The organism is Sphaerisporangium sp. NPDC004334 (assembly GCF_053602655.1).
This window is the reverse complement of sequence record NZ_JBSGDZ010000013.1, coordinates 230,141-248,949: the sequence shown is the minus strand read 5'-3', so window position 1 is coordinate 248,949 and position 18,809 is coordinate 230,141. Positions and strand designations below refer to the sequence as shown.

At 69.7% G+C, this 18,809-nt stretch carries 18 protein-coding genes; 12 read left to right on the top strand and 6 right to left on the bottom strand.

Annotated elements, in window-relative coordinates; all coding sequences use genetic code 11:
• Positions 1–707 precede the first annotated feature (707 nt).
• Positions 708–1,163: a DUF4276 family protein gene (locus tag ACWEN6_RS19090; RefSeq protein WP_452571385.1), complete on the top strand. Its 456-nt coding sequence runs from the start codon at positions 708–710 to the stop codon at positions 1,161–1,163.
• Between the two features lie 164 nt (positions 1,164–1,327).
• On the opposite strand, the gene ACWEN6_RS19085 is transcribed toward ACWEN6_RS19090, so the two are convergent.
• Entirely contained in the window at positions 1,328–1,813 is a 486-nt protein-coding gene (locus tag ACWEN6_RS19085) for a MarR family winged helix-turn-helix transcriptional regulator (RefSeq protein ID WP_452571383.1), read from the bottom strand.
• A gap of 359 nt (positions 1,814–2,172) precedes the next feature.
• On the opposite strand from ACWEN6_RS19085, the gene ACWEN6_RS19080 reads away from it, so the two are divergent.
• Complete coding sequence (locus ACWEN6_RS19080) at positions 2,173–2,907, top strand: SDR family oxidoreductase (protein WP_452571381.1); 735 nt, start codon at positions 2,173–2,175, stop codon at positions 2,905–2,907.
• Positions 2,908–2,999: 92 nt separating this feature from the next.
• Here the strand turns inward: ACWEN6_RS19080 and ACWEN6_RS19075 are convergent, their stop codons facing one another.
• From ACWEN6_RS19075 to ACWEN6_RS19065, 3 genes are all read right to left on the bottom strand, one after another.
• A complete protein-coding gene (locus tag ACWEN6_RS19075) occupies positions 3,000–3,326 on the bottom strand; it encodes a cupin domain-containing protein (RefSeq protein WP_354841287.1) in 327 nt (108 codons plus the stop codon).
• A complete protein-coding gene (locus ACWEN6_RS19070) occupies positions 3,323–3,763 on the bottom strand; it encodes a cupin domain-containing protein (RefSeq protein WP_380828522.1) in 441 nt (146 codons plus the stop codon). The genes ACWEN6_RS19075 and ACWEN6_RS19070 overlap by 4 nt, the downstream gene beginning before the upstream one ends.
• Before the next feature lie 178 nt (positions 3,764–3,941).
• Positions 3,942–4,463 (bottom strand): TrmH family RNA methyltransferase, encoded by a 522-nt coding sequence (locus ACWEN6_RS19065; protein WP_354841281.1) that lies wholly within the window; start codon positions 4,461–4,463, stop codon positions 3,942–3,944.
• A gap of 357 nt (positions 4,464–4,820) precedes the next feature.
• Here ACWEN6_RS19065 and ACWEN6_RS19060 point away from each other — a divergent pair, with 357 nt between their 5' ends.
• Positions 4,821–5,744: a hypothetical protein gene (locus tag ACWEN6_RS19060; RefSeq protein WP_452571379.1), complete on the top strand. Its 924-nt coding sequence runs from the start codon at positions 4,821–4,823 to the stop codon at positions 5,742–5,744.
• Here ACWEN6_RS19060 and ACWEN6_RS19055 read toward each other — a convergent pair.
• A complete protein-coding gene (locus tag ACWEN6_RS19055) occupies positions 5,716–6,798 on the bottom strand; it encodes a sigma-70 family RNA polymerase sigma factor (protein ID WP_452571434.1) in 1,083 nt (360 codons plus the stop codon). The two genes, ACWEN6_RS19060 and ACWEN6_RS19055, sit on opposite strands and share 29 nt — an antisense overlap.
• A 369-nt stretch (positions 6,799–7,167) precedes the next feature.
• Here ACWEN6_RS19055 and ACWEN6_RS19050 point away from each other — a divergent pair, with 369 nt between their 5' ends.
• The 5 genes from ACWEN6_RS19050 to ACWEN6_RS19030 all read left to right on the top strand — a co-directional run bounded on the left by ACWEN6_RS19050 (position 7,168) and on the right by ACWEN6_RS19030 (position 13,687).
• Positions 7,168–8,646, top strand: a complete 1,479-nt coding sequence (locus ACWEN6_RS19050; protein ID WP_452571377.1) for an MFS transporter — start codon at positions 7,168–7,170, stop codon at positions 8,644–8,646.
• A 74-nt stretch (positions 8,647–8,720) separates the two neighbouring features.
• Positions 8,721–9,020, top strand: a complete 300-nt coding sequence (locus ACWEN6_RS19045; protein WP_452571375.1) for an antibiotic biosynthesis monooxygenase — start codon at positions 8,721–8,723, stop codon at positions 9,018–9,020.
• A 91-nt stretch (positions 9,021–9,111) separates the two neighbouring features.
• The gene (locus ACWEN6_RS19040; protein ID WP_452571432.1) at positions 9,112–11,343 is read left to right on the top strand and encodes a glycoside hydrolase domain-containing protein; all 2,232 of its coding nucleotides are present in this window, start codon (positions 9,112–9,114) and stop codon (positions 11,341–11,343) included.
• Positions 11,344–11,573: 230 nt separating this feature from the next.
• The gene (locus ACWEN6_RS19035) at positions 11,574–12,932 is read left to right on the top strand and encodes a glycosyltransferase (protein ID WP_452571374.1); all 1,359 of its coding nucleotides are present in this window, start codon (positions 11,574–11,576) and stop codon (positions 12,930–12,932) included.
• 209 nt (positions 12,933–13,141) lie between these two features.
• The gene (locus tag ACWEN6_RS19030) at positions 13,142–13,687 is read left to right on the top strand and encodes a hypothetical protein (protein WP_452571373.1); all 546 of its coding nucleotides are present in this window, start codon (positions 13,142–13,144) and stop codon (positions 13,685–13,687) included.
• A 174-nt stretch (positions 13,688–13,861) separates the two neighbouring features.
• Here ACWEN6_RS19030 and ACWEN6_RS19025 read toward each other — a convergent pair whose 3' ends face one another.
• Positions 13,862–14,767 carry a M23 family metallopeptidase gene (locus tag ACWEN6_RS19025; protein WP_452571430.1) on the bottom strand — a complete coding sequence of 302 codons (906 nt, stop codon included), beginning with the start codon at positions 14,765–14,767 and terminating at the stop codon, positions 13,862–13,864.
• Between the two features lie 63 nt (positions 14,768–14,830).
• Here ACWEN6_RS19025 and ACWEN6_RS19020 point away from each other — a divergent pair, with 63 nt between their 5' ends.
• The 4 genes from ACWEN6_RS19020 to ACWEN6_RS19005 all read left to right on the top strand — a co-directional run bounded on the left by ACWEN6_RS19020 (position 14,831) and on the right by ACWEN6_RS19005 (position 18,807).
• Positions 14,831–15,049 carry a hypothetical protein gene (locus tag ACWEN6_RS19020; protein WP_452571372.1) on the top strand — a complete coding sequence of 73 codons (219 nt, stop codon included), beginning with the start codon at positions 14,831–14,833 and terminating at the stop codon, positions 15,047–15,049.
• 229 nt (positions 15,050–15,278) lie between these two features.
• Positions 15,279–15,920: a Crp/Fnr family transcriptional regulator gene (locus ACWEN6_RS19015; RefSeq protein WP_452571371.1), complete on the top strand. Its 642-nt coding sequence runs from the start codon at positions 15,279–15,281 to the stop codon at positions 15,918–15,920.
• A 62-nt stretch (positions 15,921–15,982) separates the two neighbouring features.
• Entirely contained in the window at positions 15,983–16,756 is a 774-nt protein-coding gene (locus ACWEN6_RS19010; RefSeq protein ID WP_452571370.1) for a hypothetical protein, read from the top strand.
• Positions 16,753–18,807 (top strand): hypothetical protein, encoded by a 2,055-nt coding sequence (locus tag ACWEN6_RS19005; protein WP_452571369.1) that lies wholly within the window; start codon positions 16,753–16,755, stop codon positions 18,805–18,807. The genes ACWEN6_RS19010 and ACWEN6_RS19005 overlap by 4 nt, the downstream gene beginning before the upstream one ends.
• Positions 18,808–18,809 lie beyond the last annotated feature (2 nt).

Below are 18,809 nucleotides of genomic sequence, written 5' to 3'. Positions count from 1 at the left end.
GGGCGACACCGTCATGTAACGCTCACAGGCCCCGGCGAGCTCAGATTATGAATGCCGAGTGATGTTAATCAGGCAAAATCTGCCGGACTAACGCCCGATGCGGTATCCCGCTGAACATCCGCGGTTCCCGGTCAGTCCACCTGCTCATCGGTGTACCTGGCCACCACTCACTCGCCCCTTGCCTCGGGGACGTCGACGCGCACGAGTCGCGGAAGCGCTCCACTGCGCCTACGACGACTCCGCACCTGCCGGGAAACGCCGACGTCCCTGCCCGAGGGGGAGGCGGACGACGATGAAGCCGATACTCGCGGCAGCCACTGTCCACACGATCGTCTGCCTATGGTCTGGACTACCTCGTTCCTGCCGGGCGGGAGTTCGACCGCCCTGATCCAGAGCGACTGCGCGACTGGCTGGCCGACTACTCCCTGGGCGAGTTGTGGGAGAAGAACCTGCTCGGCGGCAGGCCACAGGCCGAGTCCCTGTGAGCGGGATCCGCCGGCTGCACATCCTGTGCGAGGGCCAGACCGAAGAGACCGTCACCCGCGAGGTCATCGAACCTTACCTGCAGCGCACTGACCTCTTCGTCACGCGATCCATCTTCACCACCAAACGCCCCGCGGGTGGCGCTTCCCACAAGGGTGGATCGTCCACATGGGGCAAGCTCGATGCGGAGATCCGCCTGCTCTTGCGCGACTCCTCCCATCACCGTGCTGACGACCCTGCTGGACTACTACGGGCTCCCTGCCGACGTTCCCGGGATGGCGACACGCCCGCCCGGTTCGCCATACGACCGGGTGTGCTACGTCGAGCGTGCCATGACCGAAGCCGTCGGTGACCATCGTTTCGTGCCTCACCTGGTCCTACACGAGATCGAAGCATGGGTGCTCCTCGGCCATGAGGCCCTCGGCGAACTCACCGGCGATGCCGCCTTGGCAAACGCCGCAAAGGCGATCGTGATCGACGCCCAGGGCGCTGAACTTGTCAATGACGGAGCCGCCACCGCCCCGTCCAAACGGCTCCTGCGCCTCTACCCGCGCTACCGCAAGACATCCGACGGCCCACTGGTCATCGCCGAAATCGGCATCGACGACATCAGGAATGCCTGCCCCCACGCCGATGCCTGGTTCGAAGCGGTGAACGCCACTCTCGCAAAGCAAGGATGACCGTTCCAACTCGGCCGAGGCAACAGTCGCGGCTTCGCTGAGGCCCTTCCCTGACGCGGAGACACTCCCTCATGGGCAAAACCCTCGCAGGATCTTGGGCTTTCAGGCCAGGTCGGTGAGCCTGTGGTGCGTGCGCCCTCGAGCAGGTCACCCGCGTGGCGCGCTCAGGTCTGGTCGCCGCCAGGGTAGGCGATGCGGGTGAGCAGGTGCTTGAGTTGGTCGGCCTCTTCGGGGGTCAGCTCGGCGACCAGGCGTTCGGTCAGGGACTGCGCCGCCACGTGGGCTGCGTCGAAGAGTTCGAGGCCCTGGGGGGTGATCTCGACGGCTCGTACCCGCCGGTCGCCCGGGACGGTTTTGCGTACGGCCAGTCCCCTTTGCTCAAGGTCGTCCACCACGCGCATGATGCCCGCCTTGTCCGAGCCGGTCGCCGTCACCAGGTCCTTCTGCAGGGTGGGCCCGTGGTCGACCAGCACCAGCAGGACGGCGAAATGCCGCAGCTCGATGCCGAGCGGCCGGAGCGCCTCCGTGGCCGCCGCGGCGGCGCGCCAGTGCGCACGGCGCAGCAGCAGGCCGAGGGCGAAAGGCGAGGCGTCCCCAGGACGGCCGGTGGCACGCGGGGCGGTGGGACCGTGGGGCTTGTCGGCGGCCATGGGAGAACACTATCTGGTATCTCTTCGTTCGATACGGTATCGATTGATACTAGATCGAAACCGTTATCGACCGCATGATCGTCCGGTTGGGGGGGACGAGACGACCCTGCACGTCCGGTTCCGCGGGCGAGACGGCACTGCACGTCCGGTTCTGCGGACGGGACGACCCTGCACGTCCGAGCGCGTACGCGGGTCGGACGTGGGGTCGTCGGCTACCAGGAGCACTTCGCGGACGATCGCGTACGCGGATCCGACGGGGGTCATCGGGTAACAGGAGCACTTCGGGTTCGAGCGCGTACGCGGGCCGGTGTGGGCAGTTGGGTACGGGAAGTTTGAGAGCCAGAGGAAGGCCGGGGGAAATGAAGATCGCTGTCATCGGGGGGACCGGCCTCATCGGGGCCCGGGTGGTCAAGATCCTGAACGCGGACGGGCATGAGGCGGTGTCGCACGCGAGGTCCAGCGGGGTGGACCTGCTCAGCGGGCAGGGCCTGGCGGATGCGCTGGCCGGCGCTGACGTCGTGGTCAACCTGACCAAGCCGCGGACCTTCGGCAACGCCTCCCCCGACTTCTTCCAGGCGACCATGGACAACCTGCTGAAGGCCGCCGAGGCGGCCGGTGTCGGGCACGCGGTCATCCTGTCCATCGTGGGCGTCGACCTGGTGCCCGAGCTGATCTACTACCGGGCGAAGGTGCTGGAGGAGGACATCCTGAAGGCCGGCCCCGTGCCGTACTCGATCGTGCGTGCCACGCAGTTCTTCGAGTTCATCGACACGGTGATGTCCTGGACCTCCGACGAGCACACCGTCCGCCTGCCCGCCACGCTCATGCAGCCCATCGCCGCGGACGACGTCGCCCGGGTCGTGGCCGACGTCAGCGTGAACGCACCGCTGCACGGCACCCGGGACATCGCCGGCCCGGAGGTCTTCCCGCTCGACGAGCTGGGCCGGATCGCCCTCGCCGCCCGTGGCGACCGCCGCGCCGTCGTCATCGACGACAGCGCCGGCATGTACGCCGCCGCGCGTGGCGACGCTCTTCTCGCCAAGGACGGCGCCGTGATCGCCACGACCACCTACCGGGAGTGGCTCGCGCGCTGACCATCCTCTGCCTCACACCGCCGCCGCTGAGGGCCTGACCGCTCGAGAATTCCGAAGGCGGGAACCGCGACCGGTTCCCGCCCTCTCCGATGTCAGCGTGCGGTGGTGAACAGGAGCGCGCAGTCCTGTACGGCCTCCACGCGGTGGCGGCGTCGGGGCATGACCAGCAGGTCGCCCGGCTGCCCGTCCCACGAGATGGGCCCGGCCACGAGCCGCGCCCATCCGTACAGCACGTGCACGGTGACCTCGCCGGGATGCTCGTGCTCGTGGATGTGTTCGCCCTGCCGCAGTGCGATGACGGTCTGCCGCAGCGAACGGTCGCGCCCGCCGTGGACGGTGGTGGCGTCGCGACCGCTGCCGGCCGCACGGGCGTGGGTGAGCAGGTCGCGGACGACCGCGTTGAGCGAGATCTTCGTCATGGCCGCGGCGCGCGGCGGTCGCGCCGCGCTTCCAGTTCCTCCGGCTCGACCACGGTCAGCATCGGCTGCCCGGGCGCGCAGAACATCGTCACCACGAACGCCGACTCCTCCTCGGCCAGGTGGTTGCCGTCCTGGTAGTGGATCACGTCCCCACCGGGCTCCCAGAACGCCTCGCCGGCCGGCACGACCCGCACGGGCTCGCCTTCGAGCTCGAAGTTGATGGCTCCCTTGACCACGTATCCGAAGGCGGGCCCGGAGTGCCGGTGCGGCGGCGCGCCGGGGCTGTTCGGCGGCAACGTGACCAGGATCGTCATCGCCTCGGCCCCCTCCGGCGCGGGGGGCGCCCCCGGCACGGTGGCGACCACGTCGATCTTCGGCGGCGGGCCGCTCTTGTCGGGGTTCTCGAGGTGGTGGGCGTGGGCGTGATCGGTGCTCATCAGGCTTCCTTCGCGTGACGGTGGCCGGCTCCTTCCGGCCGTGCACCAGCTCAGACCGGACAGCCCCGCGATATGTGACAGACCCCCTGGTCAGTGCGCCTTCCCCCTTCAGCGGGTCCGCGATGACTCGACGCTGACGACCTGGCGCCGACCACCAGACGAACCGATCGGGGGCGTATCAGGCGAAACCGGCCAGTTTGTACAGGACGAGGGAGGCGGCGACCGCGACGTTGAGGCTGGCTCCGGTGCCGATCATCGGGATCTCCACCACCTGGTCGAGCAGGTCGAGCGCCTCGGGCGGGATGCCGTCGCTCTCGTGGCCGAGGAGCGCGATGGTCGGCTGACGTGACATGGGCAGGTCCGCCAGCCGTATCGCGTCTTCGGCCAGTTCGACCCCGAGCACTCGGGTTCCGGCCGACCGCTGCCGGGCGAGCCAGTCCAGCGGGTCGCCCACCCAGTGCACGCAGGCCGGGTGGCGCAGCGTGTTCCCGCGGCGGAGCGCCTCGGGCACCCAGGGCAGGCGCGGTACGGCCAGGCAGGCGCCGACGGCGTCACACGTGCGGAGCAGGGTCCCGAGATTGACCCCGTGCAGCGGCCAGAGGGGCGCGGCGGTCAGATGTCCCAGGCAGCGCGGCGGGCGTCGCCGCCGCTCGGTTCGCAGGTCTTCACGGGTGCGGACCCGTACGGCGCGCCCGCTCACCGCAGGGTGCGGAACGCTCCGGCGCGGAGGAGATGGCGGAGGAGATGAAGGCACATCACGATGGGCGCTTTCAGCGGCACGCCCGGGCCATCGACGAATCGGTCCGCCTCCCAAAGTAGCGGATGGCCCCGGGCGACGGCAGGTGCGTACGTCGCGGGGATGAGGATCGGCGGATGACCCCGGGTGACGGCGGGCCAGGCTCGGTGGGTGCGTACGTCGCGGGGATGAGGATCGGCGGATCTACGACGCCGGGAGTAGCTCCGAAGGGGACGCAGGGGCGACGAAGCACATCACCGGCCGGTCGTAGGTTCCTGGGCAGCCCCGAACACGGCAGCCACGAACACAGAGGAGGAATTCATGCTCATCAGGCGTTTCACCGCCCTGGCACCGCTGATGGCCCTGGGCTTGGCGGCATGGACCGCGATCGGCGTGGCGGCGCCCGGGCCGGCGCAGGCGCAGGCGCGGAGCGGGCGCGAGTACCTGGGAACGTGGAACTACGACCAGCCCGTACGCGAGAGCATGCGGAACATCGCGGTCATCAGCTGCCCGGACACGAGCACGACCTGCCGTCCGGGCCCGCCGATCCAGGTCCCGCAGATCGGGACCATCGTGTTCTCCGAGGCGGCCGGCGGCAGGATCACGGGCCACACCGACCAGGGGTGCACGTGGAGGTTCGCGGTGCTCCCCACCTCGCTGGAGCTCGACTCCCCGTCCCAGTACTGCTTCAACCACGTCATCGGCTCGGCGTACACCATCACCAAGTGGTCGGTCACCCTGTCCGGGGACCGTGAGCGGGAGACCATCGTGGCCGTCAGCCACCAGCCCACCGGCGACTACGAGTTCCGCCTCGACCAGGGCAGCCGCACCAAGGTCGGGGGCCACGCGTGGGCGCAGGCGCGGAAGGTCTTCCCGGGATCCTGGCAGTACGACGCGTCCGACCCGCAGTCGCGCGTGAATGTCCTCACCACGCGCTACACCGACCCCGGCGGCCAGGTGCGATCCGTGCAGACGCCGCAGCAGGGGCTCGTCACGTTCACGAGCGGCCGAAGGAACACCGTGACGGCCCGCACCGCCGACGGGTGCCGCTGGACGCTGACCGCGCGCGGCAACACGGCTGAACTCGACCCGGCCGTCCAGACCTGCCGGACCGCCAAGGGTACGGCCAAGCTCACCTTCTGGGCGATCGCGAGCGACGGCCGGCGCCAGGCGTCGGTCATGGCCGGAGCCGACGAGAACGGCGGAGACTTCCTGCTCAGCGTCGGCGCTCTGACGAAGCGATGACGCACGGCCGCACCGGGCGGCTGCTCGTCCGGTTCCCGGCCCCGGTCGGCGCGACAGGACCCGCTTCGGGCAATGTGACGGGCAGGCCGAACGTCGCGAACAGGGTTAGGTCATGAAAAGAGGCCACTCGGGCGATGTGTTCCGCGGCGAGGGTGAAGACCTGGATCGAGTGCGCGTGGTGCAGGCCGTCATCGTGGCGCCGGTAGGTGGCGAGCGCCGGCTGGCCGTTGGCGGCGGCAGGGATCATACGGAGGTCGGCGGGCGTCGCGGGAACCCGGGAGGCCAGAAAGCGCCCGATCGTCCGGCGGCCGGTGAACCAGGTGGGGATCGGGGGCATCTCGAACACCGCGTCGGCCGTGAGGAGTCGCATGAGCTCGGCGACGTCGGCGTTCTGGAACGCGGTGGCGTACCGGTCGAGCAGCGCGCGCCGGCCGGGGTCGGTCGGCTCGAAGAGCTCGTCCTCGCCCGGGGTGTCCTGTTCGAGGCGTACCCGGGCGCGTTGCAGCAGGCTGTTGACCGCCGCGACCGAGACCTCGAAGAGCTCGGCGACCTCGGAAGCCCGCCACTCCAGCACGTCGCGCAGGATCAGCACGGCGCGTTGCCTGGCGGGGAGGTACTGAAGGGCGGCGATCAGGGCCAGGCGCATCCCGGCGCGGGCGGCGACGACCGAGGCGGGGTCGGGTGCCGCGGTGACGAACAGCACGTCGGGCATCGGCTGCAACCACGCCACTTCGGGCGACGCCATGGCCACAGGCGTGTCCGGATCTTCGGCCGGGCCGTTCAAGCCGGACGGGAGCGGGCGCCGGCCGCGGTTCTCGAGCGCTCTCAGGCACACGTTGGTCGCGATCCGGTACAGCCAGGTACGCAGCGACGCCCGGCCCTGGAAGCCGGAGTACGAACGCCACGCACGGAGCAGGGTCTCCTGCACGAGGTCCTCGGCATCGTGCACCGAACCGGACATGCGATAGCAGTAGGCCAGCAGTTCGTGACGGAACGGGTCGGTGAGACGGGCGAAGTCCTCGCCGCCCGAGGTCATCGGCTCCACGCGGTCCATCGCCTTCTCCCAACCGTCGTCGGACAAGTGTGTCGCACCCGCGTCACCCTTCACCGGTACAGATCCCGGCAGGGGCCGGAAATCATCGGTCGCCGCCGTGGCGCGTCCAGGCGGGACCGGCCCGCGGCACCACCGCGTACCTGCGCGGCACCACCGCGTACCTGAGGGTCCGGATGACCGGCCGATGAGTTCCGGTGGCCGGCCGGATCTGTACCGGTGACCGCGCACGATCGTCCCAGGTCGCGCGCGGCCGGGATGTCGCCGTGGTCCGGAGAGGTGTCGTGCTGGACGACCTCGGCTCGGCACGGCTCAGCGCTATCGCATCGACGCTCCCCTTCCCGGGCGGCGAAGGTGCCGAAAGGAACCGACATGGTCAGTCCGGACGTCAGGACCAGGCCGGCAGGCTCGGCGGATCGGCGGGGAGGGCGGCTCTGGCTGATGCTGGCCGTGTTGTTGCTCGGTCAGTTCATGGGCCTGCTCGACGTCACCATCGTCAACGTGGCACTGCCGTCGATCGGGGCGGATCTGCACGCCTCCGGAGCGTCCCTGCAACTGGTGGCCGGCGGGTACACGGTCGCGTACGCGATGCTGCTGATCACCGGAGCCCGGCTCGGTGATCTCCATGGCCGGCGGCGAATGTATCTGCTCGGCGCCATCGTCTTCACCCTGGCCTCTCTGATCTGCGGTATCGCGCCGGACAGTACGACGCTGGTCGTCGCCCGTTCCGTACAGGGGGCCGGAGCGGCGGTGATGGTGCCGCAGATCATGAGCGTCATCCAGATGCGGTTCCAGGGCGCGGCGCGGGCCAGGGCGCTGTCGGCCTACGGGGTCGTCCTGTCGGTGGGGGCCCTGGCGGGGCTGGTCCTGGGCGGCGTGCTGGTCGAGGCGAACCTGGCGAGCGCCTCGTGGCGGCCGGTCTTCCTGGTCAACGTGCCCCTGGGGATCCTGCTGGTGGCGCTGGTCCCCCGGCTGGTGCCGGCGGACGAGCCGCGCGGTACCCGGCGGCTCGACTTCGCCGGTCTGGTCGTCGCGGTGCCGGCGGTGGTCCTGGTCGTGCTGCCGCTGGTGCTCGGGCACGAAACCGGCCGGCCTGCCTGGACGTTCGGGTGCGTCGCCGCCGGCATCGTGCTGGCCGGGGTCTTCGTCCTGGTCGAACGGGGTGTCGCGGCCCGCGGAGGCGACCCGTTGCTCGACCTGGCGGTGCTGCGGGCCCCGGGGACGGTGCCGGGGATCGGCGCCCTGATCTGCATGCAGGTCGCCTACGGCGGTCTGATGTTCACCCTCGCGCTGCACTTGCAGCAGGGGCTGGGCGACGGCGCGCTGCGTGCCGGGCTGACCTTCGCCCCGCTCGCGGGGGTGTTCGGGGTGGCCGGCTTCTTCTGGCGGAGGCTGCCCGCACGCGTCCACCACCTCCTGTCGCCGGCCGGCATGGTGATCTCCGCTGTCGCCTACCTGGGTATCGCCGCCGGGTTCCGGGACGGTACTCAGGGCGGCCCGCTGATGTGGACGGCTCTGGTCGTCTGCGGGGCCGGGATGGGCCTGACCCTCAGCCCGCTGCTCTCCCAGGCACTGGTCCACGTGCCGCCCGCCAGGGCGGCGGACGCGAGCGGACTGCTCACCACCACGATGCAACTCGGGCAGGTCGTCGGCGTCGCCGTGTTCGGCGCCGTCTACCTTTCCCAGGCCACGCCGTTACCGTCGCTTCCGCCGTTGCGGGAGCACGTGTCGGCGCACGCGATGTCCGCGTCGGCGGACTGGATGGCGGTGCTGAGCCTCGTCGGCGTCATCGGCGGGCTCGCACTCGCCCGCACCGTGCGCCGCGCGACGCGGCTCGACGCCGCCGGATAGGCGGCCCGGACGCCGTCATGGCGCCGACAGGTCCACGCGAAGCGAAAATCCATCTTCAGCACATGGGAGGCACGATGAGCAAGGTAGTGATCGTACGGTACGAGACCCGTCCCGAATCGGCCGACGAGAACCAGCGGCTGGTCGAGGACGTCATGTCCGAGCTCGCGCACGACGATCCGGGCGGGCTGCGCTACGCCGCGTTCCGGCTCGGCGACGGGGTCGGCTTCGTCCACATCGTGGTCAGTGAGGACGACCGCGAGCCGCTGGCGGACTCCGCCGCGTTCAAGGCATTCCAGCGAGGCATCGGCGAGCGAGTGGTTCCCGGCACCCTCGCACGGACCTCGGCGGCCATCGTGGGGTCGTACCGCTTCTGAGGGCGCCGCCGCGATCAGGTTGACACGTCTGGAACAAGCAGTTCATCTCCGCGAAACCCGCAGGTGGGGGATGGCCGGATAGAGTCCGGCCATCCTCGACGACATCGACCCCTTCATCGGCACCGCGGCGACCGACCTGCCTCGAGGGCACGGTCTGGCCGCTACTTGGTGGTGGCCGAAACCGCAGGTGGGCAACACCCACCCGGGGGCCACCTCGCCGCTCGGCATGGTGTCGGCCTGCGCCTACTCCGGCGCGTATCCGACCGGGTACGGGCGATACGCGAAGAACACCGAGGGCGTCCCCGAGGAGATGTTCGAGCGGCTGGAGGCGTCCGGGTTCACCCACTTCCAGCAGTCGGGCACCGGGGCGATCCGCAAGTACTACAACTACGTCCGGGTCACGCCGATGGTGCAGCCGCTGGACGCGCTCGGCGAGGCGTGGGGGCTGCGCGAGGAGGTGGCGGAGGCCGGGTACTACGCGGCCACCCTGGACACCGGGGTGCGCTGCGAGCTCACCGTGGGGGCCAAGGTGGCCGTGCACCGGTACACCTTCCCCGAGCACCGCAGCGCCCGCGTCGTGGTCGACCTGTCCTGCGGCGGCCTGGCCATCGAGCTGGGCCGCACCGTGCCGTTGCGGGCGCAGGTCGAGAGCATCGGCCACGGCCGGGCGCAGGGCACGGTCGTGATGGAGGGCGTCCCGCTGTCGGTGCACCTGGAGGTGGACAGTCCGGGCTGGCGGCAGATGCTCTGGTACGACCGGCGGCTCATCGACGGCGGCACCCGCCTGGACTTCGACAGCATCCGGCACACCACGCTGCGGCCCTTCGGCATGCTGTTCATGGGCCCGGCCGCGGCGGGGCAGACCATCGAGGTGCGGCTGGGGTTCTCGCTGCGCGGATGCGACCAGGCGCGGGAGAACCTGGAGCGCGAGTGCGGGCACGGGCGGCCGGCGTTCGACGAGGTGCGTTCGCGCACTCGGGCCCGCTGGGGCGATCACCTCGACCGGGTCCAGGTCGAGGGGGGCACGCCGGCGCGCCGCACCGTGTTCGCGACGGCGCTCTACCATTCGTTGATCAAGCCGTGCTTCGCCGACGACGAGAGCCCGTTCTGGCCGACTCCTGGGCCGTACGCGTTCGACGTGTGCACCATGTGGGACATCTACAAGACGCAGCTGCCGCTGCTCGCGGTGATCGCGCCGGACCGGGCCATGGACCTGCTGGAGTCGCTGATCCGGGTGTGCGAGGAGGAGGGCAACTTCCCGATCGGGTACCGGATGGCCCGCGGCGCCGACCGGTTCTTCCGCCAGGCCAGCGCGCTCGCGCACACCGCGCTGGCGGACGCCCACGCTCTGGGCCGCACGGGCCTGGACTGGAACTGGGCGCTGGTGCACATGGTCGACGACCTGCGCCGGCTGTACGGCGAGGACTTCTTCGAGCACGGGGTGGTGCACCCGATCACCCACACCCTGGACCTGGCCTACGCCCACCACTGCACGGCGCAGGTCGCCCGGGCGCTGAACGACCGGCGCCTGGCCGAGGACCTGGAGGACCGCGGCCGCCAGTGGTCCAACGCCTTCGACTCCAGCACCGGACTGCTGCGCGACTCGGAGTTCTACGAGGGCGGCAAGTGGAACTACTCCTTCCGGCTGCTGCACGACATGGCCGCGCGCATCGCCCTGGCAGGCGGTGACGCGGCCTTCGCCGGCAAGCTGGACAGGTTCTTCGGCTTCGACGCCGCCCCCGTGACGCAGCCCGGCCGCCGCCCTCGGGCGGCCGAGATGGCGGCCGGATACGCCCTCAACCGGTTCGAGGGGTTGAACAACGAGCCCGACATGGAGGCCCCATGGGCCTACCACTACGCGGGCCGGCCCGACCGCACGGCCGAGGTGGTGCACGCGGCGCTGACCTGGCAGTTCGGCACCGGCCCCGGCGGGCTGCCGGGCAACGACGACTCCGGTGGCCTCAGCTCGTGGTACGTGTGGGCGTCGCTCGGGCTGTTCCCGATCGCCGGGCAGAACCTGTTCCTGGTCAACGCGCCCGCGTTCCCCCGGGCCGTTCTCCGGGCCGGCGGCGAGGAGTTCGTCATCGAGACCAGCGGGCACCGCGAGACGCCGATCGGCGTCGACGGCGTCGATCGTGAGCCGCCGCCGCAGTACGTCCAGTCGGCCACCCTCAACGGCGAACCGCTGCACGCGACGCACCTGAGCGCCGCCACCGTGCACCGCGGCGGCCGGTTGCACCTGCGGCTGGGCCCGGAGCCGTCGGCGTGGGGACGCAGGATCCGCCCGCCGTCGCTGTCCGATCCGCCCGGAGTCCCGCTCTGATCGGCCGCCCTCGCCCGGCTGATCCCCCGCCGTCCCCAGCCGATACGCCCACCGTCCCCAGCTGAACCGCCCGTTCGTTCCCAGCCGATCCGCCCGATTGCCCGTAGTTGATCCGTCGTTCCATCCCGTCCCGATCCGCGGTCCCGCCCCCCTGACGATCCGCCGGCCCGTCCCGTCCCGATCTGCCAGCCGTTCTGTTCCGATCGTCCCGAGACACCAGAGGAAGCATGATGACCCATCCCCGTCGCCGTCTCGTCATCGTGGTCAGGGCCGACCCGGTCATCTGCGGGCACTCAGGCGAGGCCCGCAACCTCGCCGAGGTGGCGCTGACCCGCGGCTTCGACGACGTACGGCTGCTGACCTGGCCGATTCCGGCGCTGCAGGCGGCCGGGCTGCCGCTGAAGCCGCTGGACCGGCTGCTGCCCTACAGCCCCGGCATCACCGTGGAACGGCCGGAGCCGGTCGGGGACTACCGGGTGCCGGACGGCCGCCACCAGGCCGGCCTCACCGGCCGCCTGGTCGAACTGCTCGCCGAACCGGTCCCCACGACCTGCCTGTCGATGTACCTCGTCCCGCACACCACGGTGGTGATGGACGCGGTCGCCGCCGCGCGGGCGGCCGGGTTCGCGCCGGACGTGCACACCATCGCCAAGGCGGTCGGGTCGGACGTGACCAACGTGATCCGGTCGTGTCTGCGCGAAGGGCGGTTCGGCGCGGCGACCGTGCTCTTCACCACGTTCCTGGCGGGCGACGAGGTCGTCGCGGTCTCCGAGTACACCCGCGAGGAGATCGTCGCCTCGGCCGAGCAGGTGGACGCCCACTGCGGCACCACGTTCGCCGAACAGTGCCGGCGCCGCGTGACGGTCAGCTACCCGCCGATCGACTCCGCCGCCTTCCTCGACCTGGATCCGGCGCAGGTGGACGCAGCGCTGGCGCGCCGCGGCCTGGAGCGCGACGGGTACATCCTGTTCCTGTCCCGGGTGACCGCGGCCAAGGGGATCCACGACCTGCTGGACGCCTTCGGCAAGATGCGCTGCCGGTCGCGGGTGAAACTGGTGGTCGCCGGGACGGGACCGGCGCTGGAGCAGGTGCGGGAGATGGCCCGGCAGGACGAGCGGGTGGTCTTCCTCACCGATGTCGACGACAACGAGAAGCCGCTGCTCATGCGCGGCTGCGCCGCCTACGTCCTGCCCACCAAGCCCGAGCCCGACTTCGTCGAGACGTTCGGCATCGCGCTGGCCGAGAAGATGCTGGCGGGCGGCGGGCCGATCGTCACCACCCTGACGGGCGGGACGTCGGAGGCGGTGGGCGACACCGCCGTCATCGTCGAGGCCGGGGACGTCGCGGGCCTGGCCGCGACGGTGGACCGGGTGGTCCTGGACATGTCCGCCGCCGAGCGGCAGGACCTGGAGCATCGCGCCCGCGCCCGGGCGATGCGCTTCGACCGCGCCGCGGTGTTCGACGCCCTGCTCCCCCGGCACGCGAACGTCCCGGCCGGCCAAGATGCCCCGCTCCCCCGTAACCCGGACGCGGTGACCGGCCAGGACGGCCTCTCCCCCCGGGAGGCGCCCGTCGTCGGCGTCTCCTGATCCCGGCGAGCCGCCGGGCCGGCGACACGGCGCAACAGACGCGAAGCCCAAGATTCCCGACAAACCGGGGGGTGATCGCTTCCGGAGAGGAGGGCGCGGGCGAATAGTCGGCTCTGGCAGCCAAAAGGCTGTTCATCGCCTCACGAGGGAACCGGTGCCGCCGCTCGGCTGCGGAGGCTCGGCGCCCCTCGGTACGGAACGGGGTCACCATGATCAGAACGCGAAAGTTCCTGCGAACGCTCGGCACCGCGCTGCTCCTGGTGGTGGCGTCGGCCGCGCCGGCGGTCGCGTCCGCGCCGGGAGAGGCGGCCTCGCCCGTCCGGCACTGCGTGGTCGTCGTCGGAAAGGCGCCGCCGGGGCAGGTGTCTCCCGTCCGCTCCTCGTCGTGCGCCGCCGACGAGGCCACGGCCCGGCGCCAGGCCGGCGCCTCGGACTCCTCGGTGCTGCTGATGGAGTGGTTCTGGAACGCCAACAACCAGCCGCCCGACCTGACCCGCGTCCTCGGCGACTACGGGGAGTGCGACTCCGCCGGCTACCGCATCATCGTCAAGGACGACTGGGCCAACAACATCTCGGGCTTCAACTCCTACAGCCACTGCAACGTGGTTACCGGCTTCAACTGGCCCTCGACCCTCGACTGGAGCGGTGACGAGCAGACCTGGTCGCTGCACGCCCCGTGCGGGTGCGTCCTGCAGGGCTGGGTCGGGTCGTTCATGAACGACCGCATCGAGGCGTTCTGGATCCGCAAGGGCTGACCACGCCTCGTCGGCCGCTGGCGCGACGTCCGAGAACCGCCCGCGCCGGGGCTCCATCGCCGGTCGAAGGCCACTTTCCTCACCGGGGAGTGGCCTTCGACCGTTTACGGACCCGCGAGATCGGCCGGCGGGAACGGCTTTCTCACCGGCCGGTCCGCGGGGATGCCGACGCCGTCAGCCGCAGTGTTCGAATGGGCTGGTGTAGGAGCTGCTGCCGACCGAGCCGCCCCACCTGACGCACTGTGCCGCCGCGTCGCGTTTGACGGGGCCCGCGTAGTAGCCGTAGCTGCCCGAGTCGGTGGTCCGGCTCTCGCCCTGCGGCTCCAGGAAGGCCGACACCGCCGACGCCGAGCCGAGGTTCGTGGTCTTCAGCGTGGTGACGCAGTTGTAGCCATTGCCGGAGTTGTAGAGCAGGTAAGTGCGGCCGCCGGTGAGGGCCGCCGAGTCGATGACCGCGTAACCGCTGCCGCAGACCTCCTCGGGGGTGTAGGGGTTGCTGCTTCCGCCGCAGGTGTTGGTGCTGGTGATGGCCTTCTTCTGGCCCAGGGACACGGTCACGCCCTCCACGGTGGGGCTGGTGTCCACCGCGCCGCCGGAGGTCCGCTGTTCGTAGTGCAGGTGCGGGGCCGTAGAGCCGCCCGTCGAGCCGACGGTGCCGATCGTGGTGCCCTGGCTGACGCTCATGGAGCCGCCGGCCGCCTTCACCATGGTGGACAGGTGGGCGTAGCGGGTGCTGGTGCCGTCGCTGTGCCGGACCTCCACCCACTTGCCGTAGCTCGTGCTCCCCGCGTCGTTGAAGTACGCGGTGCCCGCGGCGGTGGCGCGCACGGTCTCACCGTTGATGTCGTCGCCCCCGTAGTCCTGCCAGTCGATGGCGCCCGACGGGCTGTGGCCGGGGGACCAGTTGTTGGCGTAGAAGGTCTTGCCGCAGTTGAACGGGCTCTTGTGGGACAGGGCCAGGACGCTTGAGCCCTGCGCCGAGGCCGCCTGCGGAAGCGACGCCGCCGCGAGGGTGACCAGGAGGGCAGTGAGCGCGGATCGGAGGGTCTTCGGCCAGGTCGGCCTGCCGGGAACGGGCATGCTCACCTCTCTGAACAGGTGCGTACGGGGGGTTACGGCGAAACGCCCGGTTCCCTGATGTCGATGAGCGTGCGGCGGGACTACGCCGGCGACACCGAGTTCGACCTCGGCGCACGAAGAAGGCCGCCGTCAGGGAAACGTCTCGACATCTCACCGCCTGTAGAGAAGGACGGGACGATCATGAACATAACCCTGAAAGTTCCCTTCATCAAGATACAAATTTCTGAAAATTTTTCTAACGCCCCCTACCGCCCCGGGGTCGCCACGGCGACCGGACAGTGAATCCGCGCCCACGAGCGCCGGTCGAGAGTGGCGTGTAGCGGACAAAGCCCGAACCTTCAGCTACCTCGCGTGCCAGGCACAAGGTCCGAGATAGAGGAATGTCCACGAGGCGGTTGGCTCGCCTCGTGATCGGTGTCATATTGCGAGTGGAGTAAATCGAACCGGTCACTGGAGGCTTCCGGTGGCGAAGTGGCCGATGGGAACGTTCCTTGCTCGACTGCCCGGGACAATGCCCGCCCAGCTCATCGAACTCGGCACCATGTTCACCGTGTCGGGTGACACACGACTCATTCGGCAGGGCGAACCGGGCACGCTGGTCTATCTCATTCTCCATGGACTGGTGAAGATCACCAGCTGGGCGGAGAACGGCGAGCAGGCGCTTCTCGCCGTTCGGGTCAGCGGTGACATCATCGGAGAGATGGCGATCCTCCGGGAAGGCAGGCGGAGCGCAGACGTCACGACCTGCGGCCGTACCACGTTGTGCGCGATCAAAGGCAATGCCTTCACCGGCTACTTACAGCGCCATCCGAACGCCGCATTGGCACTTTCCGGGCTCCTCAGCGACCGGTTGCAGTGGGCCAACCAGCGACGCCTCGAATTCGCCGGGTACGACGCGGAGGTCTGCCTCGCCAGAATCATCCTCGCGCTCGCCACAACGCACGGCCGCACCGTACGAGAGGGCACGGACATCGGAGTCGCCCTGACACGGGCGGAACTCGGCAGTCTGATCGGCGCCAAGGAACCCACGGCACAGAAGGCCCTGCGCTCACTGGCGGCGCGTGGCCTGGTCTTACGCGGCCCTCGCCGTGTGGTCATCCAGGACTTGGACGGGCTGGCCAAGTTCGCCGATTGCGTTCGGCGAAACCCATAAAAATCCCGGTCGTCCTCTGACGTGGCCCGCGAACGTTGTCGTACGGCGACGACAGGAGCGAGATGCACGACACCCCGCAGTACCGAGCGATGTTGACCTACGACATCGAGGACTACAGCACTCGCAACAACACCGAACAGTACGCGCTGCAGTCGGCCATGATCCGGCTACTGGATCTTGCCGCCGGATCGGCCGGACTGGGCCTGCTGGAGTGGAAGCGGCAGCCACAGGGCGATGGGGAATTCGTCGTCCTTCCACCCGCCGTCCACCCCGCACGGCTGCTCGGCTCCTTCACGGACACGCTGAGCCAGGCCATCGACGCTCACAACACCTCCCCGCAGCCACACCTGCGTCTGCGCCTGGCCGTCCACGCGGGCCCGATCCACGTGGACGGGCCCGCCGGATCGCCGGGCAGGCGTGCCGTGGAGAGCGGAAGACTGGTCAACGCCGACGCCTTGCGGGCCGCTCTGCGAGCCGTCAAGAAGGCGAGCCTCGGTGTGATCGTCTCCGACACCTTCTACGACGACTACGTCGGTCAAGGTTACGGAGGGCCGCCCGCCGACCAGTTCCGGCGCGTCAAAGCCAAGGTCAAACAGCAGGAGTACATCGCCTACGTCCATCTGCCAGGACACAACGTGCACGCCATCCCGCAACTGGGTGACTTCGATGCCGAAGGCGATCACCAGAAGACCGAGGCAGAAGGGACTCCCGACCGCCGGATCAGCGTCGGCGGGGACTGGTACGGCGGCAACGACTATCAGGTCTCAGGAGACGGCAACAACTTCGCCGGCCGCGACCTCACCATCGACCAGAGGAGGCGGAAGCGCCGACCATGACCGAAGAGATGCCTTACCGCATCCCAGCGGCCGCGAGCGGCGACGACGCATCCGGGACGGACGAGGCTCCGCAGCCGGCGCCGCCCTTGACCGAGCGCATCGAACAGGAGCGGAAGGAACGCCGACTACGCTCCGAGATCATCGACGTGGGCCGGAACTGGTATGGCGGCTCGACCTACCAGGTCGACAAGGGCGGGACGCTCAATGGGGCCGGGCGCGACATCATTCAGTATTTCGGCGGCGAAGAACCTCCGGTCCACACACTCCCCGTCGCCATCGAGAGGATCGAAGAGGCCCGCTTGTGCTTGATCGAGACATCGTCACAGCGGGAGCTGGTGGCCCGGCTGGCGAATGCCCCCGTGGCCCTGTTGAGAGGTGACCCGCACACCGGACGGGGCACCACGGCGCTGCACGCGTTGCTACAGCTCGGCCTTACCTGCAACCATCTGCGACTCAAAGATCCGAGGAAGCTCCGGTCGGACGATCTGCGACCCGGCAACGGATACGTGCTGCGCGTTGAGGACGAGCCCTGGCCTCGTAGTCCCGAGGCGGTGCTGGACCAGCTCTGCTCCGTGGCTCGCGACAGCGGGAGCATGATCGTCGCGGTGGTCCCGCACGACAGCGCGACCACGAAGTTCGTCGTCACGCACCAAGCCCCCACGGCAAGCGAGATCATCCGCCGTTGGCTCGTCCACCTCTCCCCCGGGGTCGAGCAGGAGCTCGACACCGCAGGGGAATCACTCGACGAACACGTTGTCGGGTGCCGCCCGTGGGAGGCCGTCGACGCGGCCCGGCAACTCGCGGAGGGCCGCCGGCAGGGAAGATCCCTTGCCTCCATGATCAACGAGCTGCCCTACACGGCGCTTTCCCAGCTGTCGATGAGCCCGAAGAAGGAGGATCCGGCCCTCGGCCGACACTTCCTGGTCAGCAGCGCGGTGCTTTATGGGCTTCCCGAAGCCGTCGTGTCCGAGGCCGCGCTGTCCCTTGCCCATCGGATCAGGCAGGACGAGCAGCGGGATTCGGTGGACGAGGAAGACCAAGGCCTGCCGGTGTGGGAGCGGCTCAGCGAGTGGGTCAACCATCCGGGACTGAACGCGACAGCAGCGCCCCGGGGCGGGGAGGGCCAGCGCATCGAGGTGAGACCCGGCATGGCCGATCGGCTTCTGACCACGATCTGGGAGCAGCTACCCGCCGTCCGACCGGCGCTCTATGACTGGCTCGCCGATCTCGTCCGCCATGACGACTGGCGCGTCCGGCTCAAAGCGGCCTATGCGGTGGGCAGGCTCGCGACCTGCGATTTCCGAGTCATCGACAAACAGTTCTTCACACGCTGGAGCAGAGAGAAAGGCCGGGCGAAGGTCCTCGGATGGGCTCTAGAATCAGCCGCGCTCGCCGATCCCGATGTGGGGAAGCTGGTGCGCGGACGACTGAAGGAATGGACGACGGGCACCTACCTGCAGCGTCTCTCCGCGGCGATGGGCTATGGCTCCGCCCTCGGCGTCCGGCACATCGATGAGGCACTCAGCACTCTGCACACCGTCGCGGCGGCGACGGTGATCTTGGACACCTGTGACGGCGTCGCCCGTTCGGTAGCCGAGGTCTACACCCCGCAGACAGCCCCGGCCGTGCTGCGGGAGCTGGCGCGTTGGGCGACCGGAGAACATGCGGGAGAACAAGTGGCCGCCGCTCTGGCATTCGTGCGCCTGGCGACCGCCGGGCAGAAAGATGACTCCCACCCGCCTCTATGGCGCCACGGGACGGTTCGCGACCTGTCGGCGCTATGGACCAATGCACTCAGCTGCGGCCTGTCCGTGGCACGCAGAGACGCACGAGTGCCCGCCTACACGCCGTCCGCCTGGCTCCTCATGGCGGAATGGGCGGAACGAGCGGCGACCGTGCCGGCGGCAGGCGCCGTCCTTGAGCAGGTTCTCTCCGGAGCCACGAAGAGGCTTCGGCCCTCCTGGGTCTTCCATCTCCACCTGTGGCGCCAGCGGCGGTCTATCACCGCCGCCCAGTTCACCAGGTATATCCGGCTGGTCAAGGAAGGATGACA